Annotated in this window: 21 protein-coding genes; 10 read left to right on the top strand and 11 right to left on the bottom strand. The window is 63.4% G+C overall.

The features are described from left to right. A partial coding sequence (gene ilvN / locus M0954_RS07645; RefSeq protein ID WP_297352438.1) for an acetolactate synthase small subunit occupies positions 1 to 172 on the bottom strand: 172 nt, incomplete at its 3' end. A gap of 114 nt (positions 173 to 286) precedes the next feature. Further along, entirely contained in the window at positions 287 to 2,053 is a 1,767-nt protein-coding gene (locus M0954_RS07640; RefSeq protein WP_122154070.1) for an acetolactate synthase 3 catalytic subunit, read from the bottom strand. A gap of 353 nt (positions 2,054 to 2,406) precedes the next feature. On the opposite strand from M0954_RS07640, the gene M0954_RS07635 reads away from it, so the two are divergent. The 10 genes from M0954_RS07635 to M0954_RS07590 all read left to right on the top strand — a co-directional run bounded on the left by M0954_RS07635 (position 2,407) and on the right by M0954_RS07590 (position 9,886). Then, on the top strand, positions 2,407 to 2,970 hold the full coding sequence (locus tag M0954_RS07635; RefSeq protein ID WP_122154069.1) for an RNA polymerase sigma factor: 564 nt from the start codon (positions 2,407 to 2,409) through the stop codon (positions 2,968 to 2,970). After that, positions 2,967 to 3,401, top strand: a complete 435-nt coding sequence (locus M0954_RS07630; protein WP_297352436.1) for a DUF3619 family protein — start codon at positions 2,967 to 2,969, stop codon at positions 3,399 to 3,401. Before M0954_RS07635 ends, M0954_RS07630 begins: the two co-directional genes overlap by 4 nt. A 16-nt stretch (positions 3,402 to 3,417) precedes the next feature. Next, positions 3,418 to 4,182 (top strand): DUF3106 domain-containing protein, encoded by a 765-nt coding sequence (locus M0954_RS07625; protein WP_297352434.1) that lies wholly within the window; start codon positions 3,418 to 3,420, stop codon positions 4,180 to 4,182. A gap of 66 nt (positions 4,183 to 4,248) precedes the next feature. Next, positions 4,249 to 4,779 carry an RDD family protein gene (locus M0954_RS07620; protein ID WP_123385847.1) on the top strand — a complete coding sequence of 177 codons (531 nt, stop codon included), beginning with the start codon at positions 4,249 to 4,251 and terminating at the stop codon, positions 4,777 to 4,779. A gap of 78 nt (positions 4,780 to 4,857) precedes the next feature. Further along, on the top strand, positions 4,858 to 5,802 hold the full coding sequence (locus tag M0954_RS07615) for a UDP-2,3-diacylglucosamine diphosphatase (protein WP_122154066.1): 945 nt from the start codon (positions 4,858 to 4,860) through the stop codon (positions 5,800 to 5,802). 54 nt (positions 5,803 to 5,856) lie between these two features. Beyond that, positions 5,857 to 6,888 (top strand): glycosyltransferase family 1 protein, encoded by a 1,032-nt coding sequence (locus M0954_RS07610; RefSeq protein WP_122154065.1) that lies wholly within the window; start codon positions 5,857 to 5,859, stop codon positions 6,886 to 6,888. A gap of 20 nt (positions 6,889 to 6,908) precedes the next feature. After that, positions 6,909 to 7,607 (top strand): diacylglycerol kinase, encoded by a 699-nt coding sequence (locus M0954_RS07605; protein WP_122155604.1) that lies wholly within the window; start codon positions 6,909 to 6,911, stop codon positions 7,605 to 7,607. A 172-nt stretch (positions 7,608 to 7,779) separates the two neighbouring features. Then, entirely contained in the window at positions 7,780 to 8,505 is a 726-nt protein-coding gene (locus M0954_RS07600) for a TetR/AcrR family transcriptional regulator (RefSeq protein WP_122154064.1), read from the top strand. A gap of 2 nt (positions 8,506 to 8,507) precedes the next feature. Continuing rightward, positions 8,508 to 9,092 carry a TIGR00730 family Rossman fold protein gene (locus M0954_RS07595; protein ID WP_123384474.1) on the top strand — a complete coding sequence of 195 codons (585 nt, stop codon included), beginning with the start codon at positions 8,508 to 8,510 and terminating at the stop codon, positions 9,090 to 9,092. A gap of 47 nt (positions 9,093 to 9,139) precedes the next feature. Beyond that, positions 9,140 to 9,886, top strand: coding sequence for an SDR family oxidoreductase (locus M0954_RS07590; RefSeq protein WP_123384475.1), 747 nt, complete (start codon positions 9,140 to 9,142; stop codon positions 9,884 to 9,886). Between the two features lie 49 nt (positions 9,887 to 9,935). On the opposite strand, the gene M0954_RS07585 is transcribed toward M0954_RS07590, so the two are convergent. From M0954_RS07585 to kdpB, 9 genes are all read right to left on the bottom strand, one after another. Further along, complete coding sequence (locus M0954_RS07585; RefSeq protein WP_297352432.1) at positions 9,936 to 10,574, bottom strand: DUF924 family protein; 639 nt, start codon at positions 10,572 to 10,574, stop codon at positions 9,936 to 9,938. A gap of 22 nt (positions 10,575 to 10,596) precedes the next feature. After that, complete coding sequence (locus tag M0954_RS07580) at positions 10,597 to 11,007, bottom strand: group II truncated hemoglobin (RefSeq protein WP_122154060.1); 411 nt, start codon at positions 11,005 to 11,007, stop codon at positions 10,597 to 10,599. 64 nt (positions 11,008 to 11,071) lie between these two features. Beyond that, positions 11,072 to 13,561: an FtsX-like permease family protein gene (locus M0954_RS07575; protein ID WP_123385848.1), complete on the bottom strand. Its 2,490-nt coding sequence runs from the start codon at positions 13,559 to 13,561 to the stop codon at positions 11,072 to 11,074. A 101-nt stretch (positions 13,562 to 13,662) separates the two neighbouring features. Next, positions 13,663 to 14,274 carry a DUF4126 domain-containing protein gene (locus M0954_RS07570; protein ID WP_074265334.1) on the bottom strand — a complete coding sequence of 204 codons (612 nt, stop codon included), beginning with the start codon at positions 14,272 to 14,274 and terminating at the stop codon, positions 13,663 to 13,665. 227 nt (positions 14,275 to 14,501) lie between these two features. Further along, on the bottom strand, positions 14,502 to 14,822 hold the full coding sequence (sugE, locus tag M0954_RS07565) for a quaternary ammonium compound efflux SMR transporter SugE (protein ID WP_297352430.1): 321 nt from the start codon (positions 14,820 to 14,822) through the stop codon (positions 14,502 to 14,504). 157 nt (positions 14,823 to 14,979) lie between these two features. Further along, positions 14,980 to 15,678: a two-component system response regulator KdpE gene (gene kdpE, locus M0954_RS07560; protein WP_122154058.1), complete on the bottom strand. Its 699-nt coding sequence runs from the start codon at positions 15,676 to 15,678 to the stop codon at positions 14,980 to 14,982. Beyond that, positions 15,671 to 18,499, bottom strand: a complete 2,829-nt coding sequence (locus M0954_RS07555) for a DUF4118 domain-containing protein (protein ID WP_297352428.1) — start codon at positions 18,497 to 18,499, stop codon at positions 15,671 to 15,673. Before M0954_RS07555 ends, kdpE begins: the two co-directional genes overlap by 8 nt. A gap of 104 nt (positions 18,500 to 18,603) precedes the next feature. After that, on the bottom strand, positions 18,604 to 19,182 hold the full coding sequence (gene kdpC, locus M0954_RS07550; protein ID WP_122155602.1) for a potassium-transporting ATPase subunit KdpC: 579 nt from the start codon (positions 19,180 to 19,182) through the stop codon (positions 18,604 to 18,606). A 51-nt stretch (positions 19,183 to 19,233) separates the two neighbouring features. Further along, the coding region (gene kdpB / locus M0954_RS07545) for a potassium-transporting ATPase subunit KdpB (protein ID WP_297352426.1) at positions 19,234 to 20,785 on the bottom strand (1,552 nt) is incomplete at its 5' end.

Raw genomic sequence — 20,785 nt, 5'->3', positions numbered from 1 at the left:
CGATCACGTCATCCGAGCCAATGGAAACGATGGTCATACGCGACAGCGAATGGTCTTCGGTCGGGGCCACCGTCAAGGTTTCAATGTTGTACCCGCGTGCGGAAAAGAGGCCGACCACACGCGAGAGCGCGCCCGGTTCGTTTTCCAGCAGGACAGAAATAATATGTCTCATGGTTTCGCTTCTTCCAGATGTTTTGTCGACGTATGCGAGCCGGTTCGCGCCGCTTCGTCCGCCTTCGCCTTTTGTGGAGGCGCGCAAAAAGAAGCCGGCGCTACAGAACCGTCGTTATAGATCTTCCGCACCGAGCAGCATCTCAGTGATGCCCTTGCCGGCCTGAACCATTGGCCAGACGTTCTCGGTCGGATCGGTCTGAAAGTCGAGAAACACCGTGCGGTCTTTCAGGCGCAGCGCTTCCTTCAGCGCCGGCTCGACGTCCGCGGTCCGCTCAATCCGCATGCCAACATGGCCGTACGCTTCGGCAAGCTTCACGAAATCCGGCAGCGCATCCATGTACGAATGTGAATAGCGCTTGCTGTATTCGATCTGCTGCCACTGGCGCACCATGCCCAGATAGCGGTTGTTCAGCGAAATGATCTTGATCGGCGTTTCGTACTGCTTGCAGGTCGAGAGCTCCTGGATGCACATCTGGATCGAGCCTTCGCCCGTGATACAGAGCACGTCGTCGTCCGGGTGCGCCATCTTCACGCCCATCGCCGCCGGCAGGCCGAAGCCCATCGTGCCGAGACCACCGGAATTGATCCAGCGGCGCGGCTTGTTGAAGCGATAGAACTGCGCCGCCCACATCTGGTGCTGGCCGACGTCCGAACACACGAAGGCATTGCCGTCGGTCAGTTCGTAGGCCTTTTCCACCACGTACTGCGGCTTGATGATGTCGCTCTTGCGGTCGAACTTCAGGCAGTCTTTGGCGCGCCAGGCTTCGATGTCCTTCCACCAAGAGGCAAGCGCCGCGGTGTCCGGGCCATGCTCGGCCGTCTGCAACTGCTCGATCAGATCCTTCAGCACTTCCTTGACGTCGCCGACGATCGGAATGTCGACCTTGACGCGCTTGGAGATGGAAGAAGGATCGATGTCGATATGGATGATCTTGCGCGGCACCGACGCGAAATGCGCCGGATCGCCGATCACACGGTCGTCGAAGCGCGCACCGATGGCGATCAGAACATCGCAGTTCTGCATGGCCATATTGGCTTCGTACGTGCCGTGCATGCCGAGCATGCCGAGGAATTTCTTGTCGCTTGCGCGATAGCCGCCCAGACCCATCAACGTGTTGGTGACGGGGTAGCCGAGCAGATCGGCGAACTGGTTCAGCTCCCGCGACGCATCCGCGAGGATGATGCCGCCGCCGGTGTAGATATACGGACGCTTCGCACCGAGCAGCAAGGCCACGGCCTTACGGATCTGGCCCGAATGGCCTTTCGTCACCGGGTTATACGAGCGAAGCGAAACGCTCTTCAGCGGTTCGTACTGGCAAGGCGCTTTCGACACGTCTTTCGGAATGTCGATCAGCACCGGGCCGGGCCGGCCGGTACGGGCGATGTAGAACGCTTTCTTGACGACAGAGGCGAGATCGCGCACGTCCTTCACGAGGAAGTTGTGCTTCACGCACGGCCGCGTGATGCCGACCGTATCGCACTCCTGGAACGCATCCTGGCCGATGGCGGCTGTGGGCACCTGGCCGCTGATCACCACCAGAGGAATCGAATCCATGTAGGCGGTTGCGATGCCGGTCACCGCATTGGTGACGCCGGGGCCGGAGGTCACGAGACACACGCCGACCTTGCCCGTAGAACGCGCATAGGCGTCTGCGGCATGGACAGCGGCTTGTTCGTGGCGCACGAGGATGTGCTGGAATTTGTCCTGCTTGTACAGCTCGTCGTAGATGTAGAGTACCGAGCCGCCAGGATAGCCCCAGACAAACTCGACGTCTTCGTCGGCCAATGCGCGCATGAGCACGGTGGCACCGATAGAAGAGTCAGTTTCGCGATGGGGAGTCGTATCCGACGTGGAGAATTCCGCGCTGGGCATATTCATCACAATCACCTTTCGAATTTTCGGCAAAAAATTGATCGGGTGCTCTCTGCCGGGCTTGTGGCTCGGGTTCAAGCGGCGCGTCCACTTTGACAGGTGAGCTTCTTGGGCCACACCTCAAATGAGACAAGTCACTTATGTTGCGAACCGTCGAAGATATCTGCAGACGGCAAGATGGTCAAGAAAATATTTCCGCACCGGCCGTCACGCCATGACGAAAAAAGTAAAAACAGCTGTCATAAGTATCGATAAGGCTTCGTGTTTTTCCCCAGCAGGGCGAAAGTTTGTTAGCATCCGCCAGCTTTACGACAATTTCGATCGATTACGCGCACGCTCGCTGCGCCGACCCCCAACGGATGGCATCAGACAAGGAACTCGCCGATTTTCTGGCGGGCGTCGAAAGGCGCGCGTTCAAGCAGACGGTCTACGCCGTGCGGGACGACGACGCCTCGCTCGATATCGTGCAAGACGCGATGATCAAGCTCGCCGAAAAATACGGCGACCGACCACCGGCCGAACTTCCGCTGCTGTTTCAGCGTATTCTGCAGAATGCGATGCACGACTATTTTCGTCGGCAGAAAGTACGCAATACCTGGGTCAGTCTGTTCTCCTCGCTCGGCAACGCCGACGACGACGAGTTCGACCCGCTGGAGACATTCGAAGCGCAAGAAGGCTCCATAGGCGCCGAGAGCAGCGAACAGAGGCTCGAGCGCGAACAAGTCTTACAGTTGATTGACGACGAGATCCAAAAATTACCGGCACGTCAACGGGAGGCGTTTCTCATGCGTTATTGGGAAGATATGGATGTCGCCGAGACTGCTGCTGCGATGGGCTGCTCCGAAGGCAGTGTAAAAACACACTGTTCGCGAGCCACCCATACGCTGGCACAAGCGCTCAAGGCCAAAGGAATCACGCTATGAGCTCCTCTCTCGATACAAAAGAACTCGAATTCGCGAGGCAAGTACGCCGCGCGCTCGACGAAAACGCCGCCAGTATTTCCCCCGCCACAGTCGACCGTCTCGCCGTGGCGCGCCGCGCCGCGCTCGCCCGCAAGAAGCCCGAGCCGGTGAGCGCGCCCGTGTTCGTGCCCGCCTTTGCCGGCGCCGCCGGGGCGCTGTCCGGCATGCCGCAGGCCGAAGCCCCGCAACGCCGCCGTTCACCGCTGCGCCGCTTCGCGCTCGCCTGGCCGCTGGCAGCGCTCGTGGTCAGCCTCGTGGCGATCGCCTACTGGGAAGACCAGCAACGCACCGCTGAACTCGCCGATATTGACGCCGCAATGCTGAGTGACGATCTGCCGCTCAACGCATACCTCGATCACGGCTTCAACGCGTATCTGTCGCGCGCGCACTAAGCGGGAGACTCTTCGGGTGAGTTACAAGCGCGGCCTCGCCGTTGTTTTCGGGTGTGCCATTGCGGCCGTCGTGTCGTTTGCCGCCACCTATCCGCGCTTCTACCCGAGCGCCTTGAGCGTTGCGGCGCCGACGGCTGCTGGCGGTTTGCCCGCCAAACCTGCTACCCCGGCATTGGGCGTTGAAATTCCAGGGCTGGCCAGCAACAGCAGTCCGCTGTCATGGCCGCGCCTCTCCGATGCCGAACATGTCGCGCTCGCGCCGTTTGCGGACGTCTGGGATACCTTTAGCGTCGAACGCAAGCGAAAATGGATCAAGATCGCCTCACGTTACTCGAAGTTGACGCCTGAACAGCAAAAAGGCCTGCACGACCGCATGACCGAATGGGTCCGCCTGACGCCGGACCAGCGCCGCGTCGCGCGCGAAAACTATCAGGTTTCGAAGGACCTGCCGCGGGAAGCGCGCCAGAAGGCCTGGAAGGCGTACCAGCAGCTGCCGGAAGAACAGAAAGAGCGGCTCGCGGCGAGCGAGCGCAAGCGGCGGCCAACGGTCGTGAGCGCGCCTCCCACCGGCAAAAGTGAGCTAAAAGACATCGAACGCCTCGTCAACGGGCGCGAACGTGCCGCCAGCGGTGTGGTCGCGACGGCCAGCGCATCCGGTACCGGCGCCACGCTGCCGGTCGCGCCGCCGGTGCCGCCCACCGGCAGCCTTGTCCCGCCCGCGCAAACGCCAGCGCCGATCATGCCGCGCGAAACGCCGTCGATTTATAACGGCGGCTCCTGAACACGGCGCGCCCACTCCGGCCCTGGCTCCTGTCTCCCACCTATGAACGTGCCCACCGCGCCCAACGTGTCCGATCCGCTTGCCACGCCCCAACCGTCCGCGGCTCCGTCGCAGGCCACGCCGTCAGTACGCCGTCGGCTCGCGACGATGCTCTACGAGGGCGTCATCCTGTTCGGTGTGGTCTTCATCGCCGGGTATCTCTTCAGCACGTTGACCCAGCAACGCAACGGCCTGACCCACCACAACATCATGGCCGCATGGATCGGTTTCGTGGTCGGCCTGTACTTTGTGTGGTTTTGGACCCACAGCGGACAAACCCTACCCATGAAAACCTGGCGGCTACGCGTAGTCACCGCGGACGGCTCGCCGCTCTCCGCACCGCGGGCCATCGTGCGCTATCTGCTGGCCTGGCTGTGGTTTCTGCCGCCGCTGGCGCTCCATCCCCTGCTCGGGCTCTCGCTGCCGCACACGCTCATGATTGCTGCGGTCTGGTTCGTCCTGTGGGCCGCCACCGGGCGGCTGGGCGCCAGCCGCCAGTTTCTCCATGACCGGCTCGCCCGCACACGCATCGTCACTGCCGCCTCGCCTTCCGCGTAATAAGAAGTTCTCGTGACTGTCACGGCATAGTCACACGCGGATGGCGCAATACGGGCACTGCAACTCGACGCGTGAGCCATGGACCCCAAAACGTCCGCGACTTCCTTGTTCCGCCAGACTGGCCCGAGCGTCGACCCCGTCGCTTTCCGGCCTGACTCTGCCTCCTTCGGCGCCGGCCTGCCGATCCCACTGCCACCGCTCTCTTCGGAACCGCAACCTGGCCATCAGGACGATGACCACGAGGAGCCGCACCGCTACCGCACGATCTGGCTGTCCGATATCCATCTGGGCTCGAGCGGCTGCCAGGCGTCGTATCTGCTCGACTTCCTGCGCCACAACGACTCGGAGTATCTGTACCTGGTCGGCGACATCATCGACGGCTGGCAGTTGAAAAAGGGCTGGTACTGGCCGCAGGCGCACAACGACGTGGTGCAGAAAATCCTGCGTAAAGCCCGCAAAGGCACCCAGGTCGTCTACATCCCCGGCAATCACGACGAAGCCGCGCGTCAGTTCTGCGACCTCGCCTTTGGCGACATCCATGTGCGCGGCGAAGCGTTTCACACCACGCTCGCCGGCAAGCGCCTGTGGATCGTGCATGGCGACCTGTTCGACGGCGTGATCCAGCATGCGAAGTGGCTCGCCTACCTCGGCGACACGCTCTACACAGTGATCCTCGTGCTGAACCGCTGGTTCAACCGGATCCGCAGCCGTCTCGGCTTCCAGTACTGGTCGCTGTCGCAGTACCTCAAGCATCAGGTGAAGAACGCGGTGAATTTCATCTCCTCGTTCGAACGTGTGATGACCGATGAAGCGCGTCGCCGCGGTTGTGACGGCGTGGTCTGCGGCCACATCCACAAGGCGGAGATTCGCGATATCGACGGCGTGCTGTATTGCAACGACGGCGACTGGGTCGAAAGCCTGTCGGCGCTCGTCGAGACCTTCGAAGGTGAACTCAAGGTGATCTACTGGACCGTGATGCGCGCGCCTGAAGTCAGCGCGCAAAAGGCCCGCGCGACCGCCTAGTGGCCAATCAGCAGTACCCGCGTCATCCCTTTTAACTTCTATTGGGCCAAACCGATGAAGATCATGATCGTCACCGATGCATGGGAGCCGCAGGTCAACGGCGTGGTACGCACGCTGAAGAACACGACCCGCGAACTCACCGCGCTTGGCCACCGTGTCGACCTGTTGACGCCGCTCGAATTCAAGACGATCCCGTGTCCGACGTACCCTGAAATCCGCCTGTCGCTGTTTCCGAAGCGCAAGCTGCACGAGCGCATCGACACGTTCGCGCCGGATGCGCTGCACATCGCCACCGAAGGCCCGCTCGGCATGGCCGCGCGCGCTTACGCGATCAAGCACAAGCTGCCCTTCACGACCGCATATCACACTCGCTTCCCGGAATACGTGCAGGCCCGCTTCGGCGTTCCGCTCGCCGTGACCTACAAGTTCCTGCACTGGTTCCACAAGGCATCGCTGGCCGTGATGGCGCCGACGCCGGTCGTCAAGACCGACCTCGAAAAATTCGGCTTCACGAACGTGGTGCTGTGGACTCGTGGCGTCGACCTGGATATCTTCCATCAGATGGACTCCAAGGTGCTCAACACGGCGCGGCCAATCTTCCTGTACGTCGGACGCGTGGCGGTGGAAAAGAACGTCGAAGCGTTTCTGAAGCTGGATCTGCCCGGTTCGAAGTGGGTGGCCGGTGAAGGCCCGGCGCTAGCCGAACTGAAGTCGCGCTATCCGACGGTGAACTATCTGGGCGTGCTGACCCAGGCCGAACTCGCCAAGGTGTACGCCGCAGCTGACGTGTTCGTGTTCCCGAGCCGCACCGATACGTTCGGCCTCGTGCTGCTCGAAGCGCTCGCCTGCGGCACGCCGGTCGCGGCATACCCCGTCACCGGCCCGATCGACGTGCTCGGCGACGGCGGTGCCGGCGCGATGAACGAAGACCTGCGTGAAGCCTGCCTCGACGCGCTTAAAATCGACCGCAATCATGCCCGTGCATGGGCCGAGCGCTTTTCGTGGACCGCCGCCTCCGAGCAGTTCGCCGCGCATCTGAAGCCGCTGCCGCGGCCTACGTTCAGCGAGGAGAGCGCGGCCGCGTGACGCGCTCCGCCAAGCCGCCCATGCGAGCAAGACCCTCCAGCGTCCGGCGTGCCCCGCACGACACGCTGCATTCCGTCGAAACGGATCGGACCGGCATCGATCCGTTCGACGATGTCCACGAAGCGAGCACGCCACAGGCGGCGGACAACGCGTCGCTGCGCCGCGGGGCGGGTCCTTCGCTGCAGCCAAATTCACATTCCGCGAACGACGCGCAGACCCACGGGCAGGCACGGCAATCCGCCGGCGCGTCAGGCGCTGCGCACGACGCGCACGCCGAAGCCCACGAGCCGCTTGGCCCGGACGATCCCCTCGCACCCTTGCCTTTCAACCCCTACAAGGGCAATCGCGGCGTAACGCGTGCATGGCACGCAATGAAAAACTCGCTGGCCGGCTTTCAGGTCGCAATCCGCGAAGAAAGCGCGTTCCGCCAGGAACTGACGCTGGCAGCCATCCTCGTGCCCTGCGGCGTGATTGTCCCCGTCGACCCGGTGAGCCGCGTGCTGCTGCTCGGCTCGGTGCTGCTGGTGCTGATCGTCGAACTGCTGAATTCGAGCGTCGAGGCCGCTATTGACCGTATCTCGCTCGAACGGCATGAATTGTCGCGGCGCGCCAAGGATCTCGGCAGCGCCGCCGTGATGGTGGCGCTCGGCATGTGTCTGATGACATGGGTGCTGATTGTCGGCCCATTGTTGGTGCATTGGATTCGGGCGTGGCTCTAGCCTCGCGTCCCATATGCCACCACGGCGTGAAAACCCTGACTTTGGCTTGGGTATGAGAACGGTCGGTTTATAATCGTTCGATAGTCTCGAAATATACCAACCGCGTCAGGGTTAGCTCGCAGCAGCGGCACAGCGCTGCGCGACGAGCCTGGCGCTACCAGGGCCGGACGACATGGAAGCAAAACCTCCCCGCCGCACCCGCGAACGGATTCTCGAACTGTCGTTGAAGCTATTCAACGAAATCGGCGAGCCGAACGTCACGACGACGACGATCGCCGAGGAAATGGAAATCAGTCCGGGCAATCTGTACTACCACTTCCGCAACAAAGACGACATCATCAACAGCATCTTCAGCCAGTTCGAGCAGGAGATCGAAAAGCGTCTGCGCTTTCCGGACGATCACCGCGCGACGATCGACGAGATGTGGTCCTACCTGCAGTACATGGTCGATTTCACGTGGCGCTATCGCTTCCTGTATCGCGACCTGAACGATCTACTGGCGCGCAACCGGACGCTCGAAACGCACTTCAAGCAGATCATCAGCCACAAGGTGCGCTTTGCCAGCCAGTTCTGCGATCAACTCGTCGCAGATGGGGAAATGGTGGCGACACCGGACGAACTGAACGTGATCGCCACTAACGTCGGCGTGATCGGCACTTATTGGCTGTCGTACCAGTTCGTGATGAACCCGCGCAAATACAACGAGCAGGAAGCGATCCAGGCCGAACTGCATCAGGTCAGCGTGCAGATCGTCTCGCTGATGGCGCCGTATCTGCGGGGCCGCTCGCGGCAACTGTTCGACGATCTGATTTCGGGCAAACTGCCCAAGCGCGAGTTCTACGACTACCTGCCGCAAAAGGAAGGCGCCGCGCCGCGCAACGAACCGAAGGACGTTTGAACATGAAGGCGGTATGTGTGTACTGCGGCTCTTCTAACGGAGCCAAACCACTCTACGCCGAGGCCGCCCGCGGCTTCGGACGGGCCCTGGTCGAGGCAGGCCTCGCGCTCGTCTACGGCGGCGGCAAGGTCGGCCTGATGGGCACGATTGCCGATGCCGTGATGGAGTCTGGCGGCCGTGCCATTGGTGTGATTCCCGAACTGCTCGTCAACAAGGAAGTCGGCCATAACGGCCTGACTGAATTGCACGTGGTGCCCGACATGCACCAGCGCAAGAAGATGATGGCAGACCTGTCGGATGCGTTCGTTGCAATGCCCGGCGGTGCGGGTACGCTCGAAGAACTGTTCGAAGTCTATACATGGGCGCAACTGGGCTATCACCAGAAGCCCGTGGCGCTGCTCAACATAGACGGCTACTACGATCCGCTGATTGCGATGCTCGAGCATACGGTGCAGGAAGGCTTCATGCGCCAGACCTATTTCGACATCCTGCAGGTCGATTCAGACCCGGTGGGGTTGATCGCTAGGCTGCGTGGTTATCAACCGCCGCCGAAAGACAAATGGGCCGATAACCGCGACGCGGTTTGAGCGTCGCAGGCTGCTCACCGCTTACCGCTTAGAAAGGGCAATCATCCATGACGAAGGTCGTTCTGATCACGGGCGCAAGCCGCGGCATCGGCCGCGCGACAGCGCGTTTGCTGGGCGCACGCGGCTGGTCGGTCGGTGTGAACTACGCCAATAACGAAGCCGCCGCGCACGAAACCGCAGCGGAAGTCGGACGGGCCGGCGGCCATGCCCGCGTGATCAAAGGTGACGTTGCGAGCGAAGCGGACGTGATTGGAATGTTCGACGCCGTCATCCACGCGTTCGGCCGGATCGATGCACTGGTGAACAACGCGGGCATTGTCGCCCCTGGGATGCCGCTCGCCGATATGGATGTGGCACGCCTGCAGCGCATGTTCGACGTCAACGTTCTTGGCGCTTATTTGTGTGCCCGGGAAGCTGCGCGCCGGATGTCGAAGGACCGCGGCGGCGAAGGCGGTGTGATCGTCAATCTCTCCTCGGCGGCCGCGCGTCTCGGTGCGCCGAACGAGTACGTCGACTACGCGGGCTCGAAAGGCGCTATCGATACGATGACGCTTGGCCTTGCCAAGGAACTCGGCCCGCAGGGGATACGCGTGAATGCGGTGCGGCCTGGTCTGATCGATACCGAGATCCATGCCAGTGGCGGGCGTCCGGACCGTGCCGCAGTGCTTGGCTCGCAGACGCCGCTCGGTCGCCCTGGCAGCGCAGATGAAGTCGCGGAAGGCATCGTCTGGCTGCTAAGCGATGCGGCTTCGTATGTGACCGGCGCCGTGCTTGATGTGGCCGGTGGACGCTGATTTTTCGTTCGGCTGCCGCGCGCTATAACCTGGGCACAGCACACGCTTCTCAGAACGACGATCCTGGTTTGCGCAGGAAGTCCTGCTCTTCTTCGGTAGACACACGCCCCAGCGCCGCGTTGCGATGTGGAAACCGCCCAAACCGTTCGATGACCGCCGCGTGCCTGACTGCGGCATCGTAGTAACTCGCGACCCTCTTCGGCTGCGCTTCGAACGTTTTGAAGAGCCGCAGCGATTCGCGCTGGCTGGCAAGAGACTCATCATGCTCGAACGGCAGATATGCAAAGGCGCGATGTAACAGAGTTGGCAGACGCTGGTCAGCACCGCTTGCGATCATTTGCCTGGCAATCCTCAGCGCATGCTCATCGCCAGCGAATGCTCGTGCCGTCCCGCGGTATAGATTGCGTGAAAACTGATCGAGCACGATGACGAGCGCAAGACCGCCAAGCGGTGTATCCGCCCACGCATCCAGCACACCCTGCACGGCGAGATCAAGCAGTTCACCGAAGCGCTCATGCAGCATCGCGTCGAACGCCGCATCGCGCTTGAACCAGAGCTTTCTGTCCTGCCCATAGGTAGCGGAATCCGGCGCACCGAACCAGCAGTCGAGCACCGCTCGCGCCCGCTCGTCGAGCGCGGCGTAATCGGCCGTGGCGTCATGCGCAACCGAACCCGACTGCTCGCTCATCCGACGTGTCTCCCCTTCCCCATCAATCCGGCCGGTTCCGCATCCAGTCAGCCGTATCAAAGAACGAGTGCAGCAGACGCTCCCGCAGCGGCTCGTCCAGCCCCACGTCTTGCATCGCCCACGCCATGCAGCGCAGCCACTGATCGCGCTCGCTCGAAGCAATCGAAAACGGCAGGTGCCGGGCGCGCAGACGCGGGTGGCCGAAGCGGCTGATGTAGTGGTCCGGGCCGCCCAGCCAACCGCACAGGAACCAGAAGAACTTGTCGCGCGAGCCGTCGAGGGTCGGCGGATGCAGGGCGCGGATTCCCGCGAATTCGGGCTCGAGGTCCATGAGGTCATAGAAACGGTCGATGAGTTCGCGCACGCGCGCCTCGCCGCCCACCAGTTCGAAGGCCGTCGGTTGCGCCGGCGCTTCGTCGATCGGATCGGTCATACGGTCAACTGCAATCTGCAAAAGGAATCGAAGAAAAAACTACGCGCTTGCCGCCGCTCAGGTATCACGCATCGCGCAGCGATTGCAACGCGGGACGGGCCAGCACATGACGCAGGCTCAACCAGCCGCCGACGCCCGCGCAGGCAATGCCTGCTGCGACACCGGCAGGCAGCAGCCACGGGTCGAAGTTCAGGTAGAAGAAAAACACTCGCGTCGCGAGTTGCCACCCAACTACCTCCGCGCCTATCGCTGCCATCAGCCCGGCCAAAGCGCCCACCGCGACAAACTCCGCCACCTGCACCGCGCGCACCTGCCGATGCGATGCACCGAGCGCGCGCAGCAGCGCGGATTCTCGCATACGCTCGTCGCGCGTGCCGGCGAGCGCCGCATACAGCACCAGCACACCAGCGGCGAGTGTGAACGCAAACAGGAACTGCACCGCGCCGATCACCTGCTCCAGCATGCGTTGCATCTGCGCGAGAATCGGGCCCACATCGATGGCCGTGAGATTCGGATACGCCCCGATCAGGCCATCGATCGTCGCGCTCTTCTCGGGCGGCAAGTGGAAACTCGTAATGAAGCTCGCCGGAAAATCCTGCAACGCGGCAGGCGGCATCAGCACAAAAAAGTTGACCTTGAACGAGCCCCAGTCGAGCTTGCGGATGCTCGTCACCGGCGCGTCGACCTGCAAACCGGTCACGTCGAAACGCAGCGTATCGCCAGCCTTCACGTGGAGTGTTTTCGCAAGTCCTTCCTCGATCGAAATCTGCGGCGCCTTCGTGTCGCCGTACCACTTGCCCCCGACGATCCGGTTGTCGTCAGGCAGGCTCGTCGTGTACGACAAATTGAATTCGCGGTCGACGAGGCGCCTGGCATCCTCGCTCTTGTACTGGTCCGGATTGATGGGCTTGCCGTTGATCGCAATCAGGCGCGCGCGCACCATCGGCGAGAGCGCCGCATCGGGCAGGTCGTGGCTCTTGAGGTACTGCGTCACCCCTGCGCGCTGATCGGGCTGAATGTCGATGATGAACTGGTTCGGCGCGTCGGGCGGTGTCGATTTGCGCCAGCCGTCCACCAGATCGTTACGCGTCATCGCAATCAGCAACAGACACATCAGGCCGATACCGAGCGCCGTGATCTGCAGCGCGCTGGCGCTGCTGCGACGCTCGAGCGAGGCCAGCGCATAGCGCCAGCCAATGCCCGCGTTGACCCGCTCGCTGCGTACGATGCGCGAGGCGCCCCACAACGCGAGACGGGCGATCACGGCGAACACCAGCAGCCCACCGGCAAAGCCGCCGGCTACGATCCCGCCCAGCTTCACTTCGCCGGCCGCCACGATCAGCAGTGCAGCGAACAGCACGATTCCCAGCGCATACGCGGCCCACGCCGTGCGCGCCTCTTCGCCCCATTCGCGGCGCAGCACGCGCACCGGCGGCACGCGGGTCAACGGCAATAGAGGCGGCAACGCGAAGCCGAGCAGCAACACGAGACCCGCCGCAATCCCTTCGACCGCGGGCCACACGCTCGGATACGGCAGCACTACGTCGATCAGCGTGCCGAGCCAGCTCAACAACGCCAGATGCCCCGCGTAGCCAAGCAGCACGCCGATTGCTCCGCCAAGCAGACCTAGTCCGAGAAACTCCAGCAGAAACAGCGAACGCAGCGTGCGCTGACTGACGCCGAGACAGCGCATCGCCGCGCAGCCGTCGAGATGGCGGCGCATGTAGCGGTGTGAGGCCATCGCAATCGCGACCGCCGCCAACATCGCCGTCAGCAGCGACACGAGGGTCAGAAAATGGCCCGCGCGATCGAGCGTCTCGCGCACCTGCGGCTGGCCATCCTTCAGCGATTCGAGCGCGACACCGCGCATCTTGCCGTCGTCGACGCGGGCATGCGAAAACGCGGCAAACTTCTCGACCGCCGGGCGCGTACCCGCCACCAGCAACCGGTACGTCACGCGGCTGCCGAACACGATCAGGCCGGTGGACTTGAGTTCATCGTCACGCAGCATCAACCGCGGCGAAAAATTGACGAAGCCGAAGCCGCGGTCCAGTTCACGCGTGATGATCGCGGCGATCGTGAACGTGCGGTTGCCGACCCTCACCGTATCGCCGACATGCACCTTCAACGCGTCGAGCAACGCCTGATCGGCCCACACCGTGCCTGGCGCGGGAATCCCCTGCGCCTCATGATCGGGCGCGTTCGGCGCCGTCGCGATGCGCAGCGCGCCACGCAGCGGATACGCGGATGTGACAGCTTTGAGAGCCGCCAGCCGCGAGACCGACTGGGCACCCATCGTACTGATCATGCTGGGGAAAATGGCGGTGTTCGCCATCTGCAGGCCAAGCGATTTGGCCTCATTGCTGAATTGCGAATCGACGGGATGGTCGGAGCGCACGATGAAGTCGGCGCCGATCATGCGCCGCGCGTCGCGCTCGAGCCCTAGATGCAGGCGGTCGGCGAGGAAGCCGACGCTTGAGAGGGCCGCTACGGCCAGCACCAGCGCCAGCAGCAGCATCGTCAACTCGCCCGCGCGCCAGTCACGGGCGGTCATCCGCACGGCCTGACGCAACAGATCGGCCCCGTTAAAACGACGCCCCGGCGTGGTGCGGACGACAGCCGCTGGCGACGCCGGCGAAACTCGTGCCGAATCGCTCAATCGTGCCGACTCCTGGCGAAGCGCGACACCATATGCGTCGCCATGCCGCGAAAGCCGCCCTGCACGCCGCGCCACAGACGCGGCAACACCCAGGCCGCCAGCATCAGAAAGCCGACCATCAGCAGCAGGAACAGCACGGGGACGAAGAGCGCCAGCAGCAGGCCGCCAAACACAAGGCCATCCTCGGCGGTCGAGGTCACGATGTTCGAAACCGGCTCGGGCGAGAGGTTGATCAGCGCGCGCGTGCCGGCCTTCGCCAGATGCGCGGTACCGGCTAGCGTGCCACCGGCAAGCGCGGCCACGGTCAGCAGCGCCGGATCGGCATGGCCGAGCGCACCAGCGGCCAGCACGGCACCGGCCGGAATCCGGATAAAGGTATGAATCGCGTCCCAGAGGGAATCGAACGCGGGAATTTTATCGGCCAGAAACTCGGTGACCGTCAACACGGCCGCCACCCCGATCACCCATGGCGAAGCCAGCACGGACAAGGTATCGGGAAGATGGACGAGGCCGAGGCGCGCAAACACGCCGGCTAACAGGACGGTCAGATAGAGACGGAGGCCACTGCCCCAGGACAGGCCCGCCGCTAGCGAGAGAGGTTCAAGCATGGCAGCCTCCAGGCACGTTACGCGTGCCGGGCGCTTCTGCCACTGCGGACACCCGCTGCAGCGAAGCTGTCAGACCCGCGCCCAAGCCGGACGCGGGACAAATTAAATTGATATCGACTTCATTATAGCCACGTTAATTCGCAGACCGCAGAGCAGACTGCAATTTCAGGCTCTAATATCCGCGAAAACCGGCTATAGACTGCAAAACGAGCAGCCGGAGGGCCGTTTTAATGGCCGGAGGAGAGTTTGAGTCCGATCAGGCCGATCACAATCAGGGACGCGCTCGCCACTCGCGCCACCGTTAACGCTTCGCCCATTATGACGATGCCAAAAATAAACGCGCCCACAGCGCCGATCCCGGTCCACACCGCGTAAGCGGTGCCGAGCGGCAACTGGCGCATGGCGATGGCGAGCAGCGCGAAGCTGCCGAGGGAGGTCACGACCGTGAACACGGACGGCCACAGCTTGGTAAAGCCTTCGGAGGTCTTGAGACCGGCGGCCCACGCGACTTCGAGCAAACCGGCAATCAGCAGAAGAAACCCGGACATGAAACGACTCCATGATTCAGATGGGGCCGTCCCCGTTCGATGCAGATGCGTAAGGCCGTCCTTACGATCTGTAATTATATCAAAATTGGGGGTTCTGAGGTCGCGGCGGGGAATAGCGGTTATCAAACGGGCACCCATGCGGTGCCCAAGGCGCTTCTTATGCGGCCCCAACCAGCCGGTATCCGACCCCGGTCTCAGTGACGATATGCTCCGGCTGCGCCGGGTCGCGCTCCAGTTTCTGCCGCAGATGCGCCATATAGATGCGTAGGTAGTGATGGCTCTCGACATGCGACGGACCCCACACATCGCGCAGCAACTGCCGGTGTGTCAGCACCCGGCCGGCATGCCGCACCAGCGTGGCAAGGAGCCGGTACTCGAGCGGCGTCAGATGGATCGCGGCGCCGTCGCGGCTCACCTGGCGCAGCGCCAGGTCGACCGTCACCGTGCCGAAATGCACCTGCGGCGACTCGTTGGCGCCGCCCTGGTTGCGCCGGCGCATATGGGCGCGAATCCGCGCCAGCAACTCGGACACGCCAAACGGCTTGGTCAGATAGTCGTCGGCGCCGGCATCGAGCGCGGCCACTTTTTCGGTCTCCTGGGTTCGCGCCGACAGCACGATCACCGGCAGGTCGCTCCAGCCGCGCAATTCGCGGATCACGTCGAGCCCGTCGGTATCGGGCAGGCCGAGATCGACGATCACGAGGTCAGGCTTGCGCGTCGCGGCTTCCACGAGCCCTTGCTTGCCGGTCTCGGCGTCGTGGACGACGATGCCCTCGCCTTCCAGCGAGGCACGCACGAAACGGCGAATCTGTTTTTCGTCTTCGATCAGGACGACGGTGATGCTCGGGTCACTCATGGGTAGGCTTTGAAGTCTGCTTGGGGTACGGCTCGGGGGACATCCCCTCGTCGTGATCTTCCTGCACGTCGGGCGCAGGCGGGGGCGTCTCCACGGGCAGATTGAACCAGAAGCGCGCGCCTTCGACATGGCCGTCGCGCGCCACCCGGTTCATTGCGCCGATAGTACCGCCATGTGCTTCGACAATGGCCCGACAAATCGCCAGGCCCAAACCGATACCGGGTTTGGCCGACTCTTTCTCGCCGCGGGTAAATTTCTCGAACACGCGCGCTTCCATGCCGACGGGCAGCCCTGGGCCGGTATCGTCGACGGTCACGCGGACGAACGGCTTGCCGTCCTCGTCGATGATGTCCGCGCCGATCGCGAGGGGGGTCTCGGCCGGCGTGTACTTCGCCGCGTTCTCGAACAGGTTCGAGAAGAGCCGCTCCATCAGCACCGCGTCGAGTTGCAGCAGCGGCAGGTCGGGCGCCAGTTTCACCTGCACCGGGTGTTTCGCGAGCACGCGCCGGCATGCGCGCAGCGCAGCGCCCACGGTTTCTTCGAGCAGCGACCACTGGCGGTTCAGTTGCAGACCGCCCGCCTGCAAACGCGCCATGTCGAGCAGATTGGTGACGATGCCGGTCATGCGCAGCGCTTCCTCGTGGATCGCTTCCACGAGTTCGTCGCCAGGCTGCTTGACCGCCTGACCCTCGCGGGTCTGCGCGAGCATCGACGAGAAGCCGACAATCGTCGTCAGCGGCGTGCGCAGGTCGTGCGAAATGGCCGACAGCAACGAATTACGCAAGCGCTCCGACTCCATGTTGACGAGCGCGTCGCGCGCGATGTCGACGTAGTGCACCCGCTCAACCGCGAGCGCAATCTGCGCGGCAAACGCGTCGAGCATGCGCTGCTGCTCCGGCACCGCGAGCTCGCGCTCGTCGCGCATTACCACCGCCAGCACGCCGCGCGTGCGCATCGGCGCCTTCAGCGGCAAATATAGTGCGACGGCCGCGGGCAGCGTATCCGTGCCATGACCGGCTGGCTTCTGCTGGTCGTACACCCACTGGCCGACGTCGATATCGAGCGCCTCGCCTTCGAGGGTGATGGCTGCATCCGGATCTTCGATCTTCTGCTTCACCTGATCCGCACTATCCGGCAACAGGATCGCGACGCGCGCACCGAACACTTCGCTCACATGGCGGCTGCCGATGCCGACGATCTGCTCCATCGTCAGCGCCGCGGCCAACTCGCGCGCCATCGCGTACATCGCGCCGGTGCGCTGTTCGCGGCGCCGCGCGACACTCGCCTCGCGGCGCAGGCTCGACGTCAGATGGCTGATCACCAGCGAGGTCAGCAGCATGCCAAAGAAGGTCAGCAGATACTGCGTGTCGGACACGGAGAACGACATGCGCGGCGGCACGAAAAAATAATCGAACGCCGCCACGCTGACAAACGACTGCACCACGCCAGGTCCGCGTCCCAGCTTGACCGCGGTGAAGATCACCCCGAGCAGGTACAGCATCACCAGGTTGGTCAGGTCGATATGGGCGAACAGCTGGCTAGCCACCGCCGTAATGCCAGCGCAGATGGTGAGTGCCCAGCCGTATGCGCCTGGCGGCGAGCGTCGTTCGCGAGCAGCGGAGAGCGCCTCGCGCCACGCATTCACGCCTTCGTCGGCGATCGTACGGCGTTCGAGGCCGTCGCGTTCCGACGAGGCGCGAATCAAGGTCAGATCGAGATCCCCCGCCTTCTCCGCGATGCGGTCGCCGAGCGGGCGGCGTAGCAAGCGAGCCACACCGATACGCGCCGACGCGCCCGCTACCAGCTTCGAGACATTGCGCACGCGGGCATAACTGATCAGCGCGGAGACAGCATCGGCGCCTGCGAGCGTGGCGGTTTCCGCGCCGAGTTCGGCGGCGAGCCGCAACGCGTTGAGCGTGCGCTCACGACGCGCGTCCGGCAGCCGTTGCAGCTTCGGCGTCTCAACATACACCGCCAGCCAGTCGGCTTTCAAACTAGAGGCAAGACGGGCCGCCGCGCGCACCAGAATCGGCGCTTCGGGACCAGGACCCACGCACACCAGCAGCCGGTCGCGTGCCTGCCAGATGCGTTGAATCGAGCGGTCAGCGCGGTACTCGCGCATCTGCGCATCGACGCGGTCCGCCGTGCGGCGCAGCGCCAGTTCACGCAGCGCGATCAGATTGCCCTTGCGGAAGAAGTTGCGCACCGCGCGCTCGGCTTGCTGCGCCAGATAAACCTTGCCGTCGCGCATCCGGTCGAGCAGTTCCTCGGCCGGCAAGTCGACCAGCGTGACTTCGTCGGCACGGTCAAACACGCGGTCGGGCACCGTCTCCCATACGCGGATGCCGGTGATCTGTCCGACCACGTCATTGAGGCTTTCGAGATGCTGGACGTTGACCGTCGTGTAGACGTCGATGCCCGCATCGAGTAGTTCGTAGACATCCTGCCAGCGCTTCAGATGGCGTGCGCCCTGCACGTTCGAATGCGCGAGTTCGTCGACGAGGATCAGTTGCGGTTTGCGAGCAAGCGCGGCATCGAGATCGAATTCTCCGAGCTTGCGGCCGCGATATTCGATATGCGCGAGCGGCAAAACCTCTAGCCCCTCGAGCAGTGCCGCGGTCTCACCGCGGCCATGCGTTTCGGCGATGCCGACCAACACATCCAAGCCTTCGTCGCTGCGCCGCTTCGCGGCCTGCAACATCGCGTACGTCTTGCCCACCCCCGCCGACGCACCGAAGAATACCTTCAGCTTGCCGCGCTGGCGTTTTTCTTCGTCGCGTTGCAGCTTGTCGAGCAACTCGTCTGGATCGGGTCGGTTCATGCGGTGTGGTTAGTTATGGTTCTGTTCTGTTCGATCATACAGCGCGCTCTACAAAAGCCAAAGACGGCGCCAAACCAGCCGCCGTCTTTGTCACGACTACAGACTTAGCCTTGATGCGCAGCGTCGAGTGCGAGATTGAGCTCCAGCACGTTGACGCGCGCTTCACCGAGCACGCCGAGCTGACGGCCGCTGGTATAGCGGTCGACCAGCGCCTGCACGTCGTTCGGCGACATCTTGCGCGCCTTCGCGACACGGTCGATCTGGTAAGCCGCCGCGGCCGGGCTGATTTCCGGATCGAGGCCGCTGCCTGACGAGGTCACGAGGTCGACCGGAACCGGCTTCGACATATCGGTACCCGCCGCCTTCAGCGCGTCGAGACGGCCTTTGACTTCATCCGACAACGCCGGATTGGTCGGGCCGAGGTTCGAGCCACCCGAACTCGTCGGGTCGTACGGTTTCGGGCTAATGGCCGACAGACGGCCCCAGAAGTACTGCGGCGCATCGAACTGCTGGCCGATCAGCGTCGAGCCGACCACCTTGCCGTTCTGCTCGATCATGCTGCCGTTGGCCTGGTCGTGGAACGCAGCCTGGCCCACGGCCGTCATTACAGCGGGGTAAGCGAGTCCCGTGATCGCCGCCAGCACGACAAAGATCACGATAAGCGGACGAAAAAGTTTCATGATTGGCAATCCTTTTAGACGCAGCCGGCAGCCCACGCCGCCGGCCACTGCCTGTTAAACCCAGCCGAACGCGGCCAGCACCATGTCGATCAGCTTGATGCCGATAAACGGCACGATGATCCCGCCCAGGCCATATATCAGCAGATTGCGGCGCAGCAGGATCGAAGCACCGAGCGGCCGGTACTTCACGCCCTTCAGTGCCAGCGGAATCAGCAGCACGATGATCAGTGCGTTAAAAATCACCGCCGACATGATCGCCGAGGCCGGCGTCGCCAGATGCATCACGTTCAGCGCGTTCAGCGCCGGATACGTTGTAGCAAACGCAGCTGGAATGATGGCGAAGTATTTGGCGACGTCGTTGGCAATCGAGAACGTCGTGAGCGAGCCGCGCGTCATCAGCATCTGCTTGCCGATTTCGACGATCTCGATCAGCTTGGTCGGGTTCGAATCGAGGTCGACCATGTTGCCGGCTTCCTTCGCCGCCTGCGTGCCGGTATTCATCGCCACTGCGACGTCGGCTTGCGCCAGCGCCGGAGCGTCGTTGGTACCGTCACCGGTCATCGCCACCAGCTTGCCTTCGGCCTGGTGCGCACGGATCGTCGTCAGCTTGGCTTCCGGGGTGGCTTCCGCGAGGAAGTCGTCCACGCCGGCTTCCGCTGCAATCGCGGCTGCCGTCAAGCGGTTGTCGCCCGTCACCATGATGGTCTTGATACCCATCTTGCGCAGTTCGGCGAAACGTTCCTTGATACCGCCCTTGACGATGTCCTTCAGCTCGATCACGCCGAGCACGCGTGCACCCTGCTCGACCTTCTCAGCCACCACCAGCGGCGTGCTGCCGCGACGCGCCACTTCGGCTACGGCGCTGTTCACTTCAGCAGGATAACGGCCGCCGTTCGCTTCGACGTAAGTCTTGACGGCATCGGCTGCGCCCTTGCGGATCTCGCGGCCCGGCAGGTCCACACCGCTCATCCGCGTTTGCGCGGTGAAGGCGAGGAAAACTGCGTGCAACGAAGCCATGTCGCGAGCGCGGATGTTGAAGCGCTGCTTGGCCAGCACCACGATGCTGCGCCCCTCCGGCGTTTCGTCGGCCAGCGAGGCCAGTTGCGCCGCGTCGGCCAGCTGCTGCTCGGTCACGCCCGGCGCCGGCGCGAAGGCCGAGGCCTGACGGTTGCCCAGCGTGATGGTGCCGGTTTTGTCCAGCATCAGCACGTCGACGTCGCCGGCCGCCTCCACCGCGCGGCCGGAAGTGGCGATCACGTTGGCCTGCATCATGCGGCTCATGCCGGCCACGCCGATGGCCGACAACAGCCCCGCGATGGTGGTCGGGATCAGGCACACCAGGAGCGCGATCAATGTCGTCACCGAGACCGGCGCCCCCGCCTGCGCGGCTTCGACACCGAAGAGCGAGAAAGGCAGCAGCGTCACGGTCACGACCAGGAACACGATGGTCAGCGCGACCAGCAGAATCGTCAGCGCGATCTCGTTGGGCGTCTTCTGGCGTTTGGCGCCTTCGGCCGGGGCGTTCTTGGGGGCGGGGGAGGTCTGGCCGGGGGTGGGTGTGGCGCGCTCCAGGATGCAGTGGGACAGCGCCCGCGGGCCGCCGGTG

Origin of the sequence: Paraburkholderia sp. (assembly GCF_026225065.1) — a bacterium.
Taxonomy (GTDB): Bacteria; Pseudomonadota; Gammaproteobacteria; order Burkholderiales; family Burkholderiaceae; genus Paraburkholderia.
The sequence above is the reverse complement of the archived record's forward strand: the minus strand, read 5'-3'. Positions and strand labels throughout refer to the sequence as shown.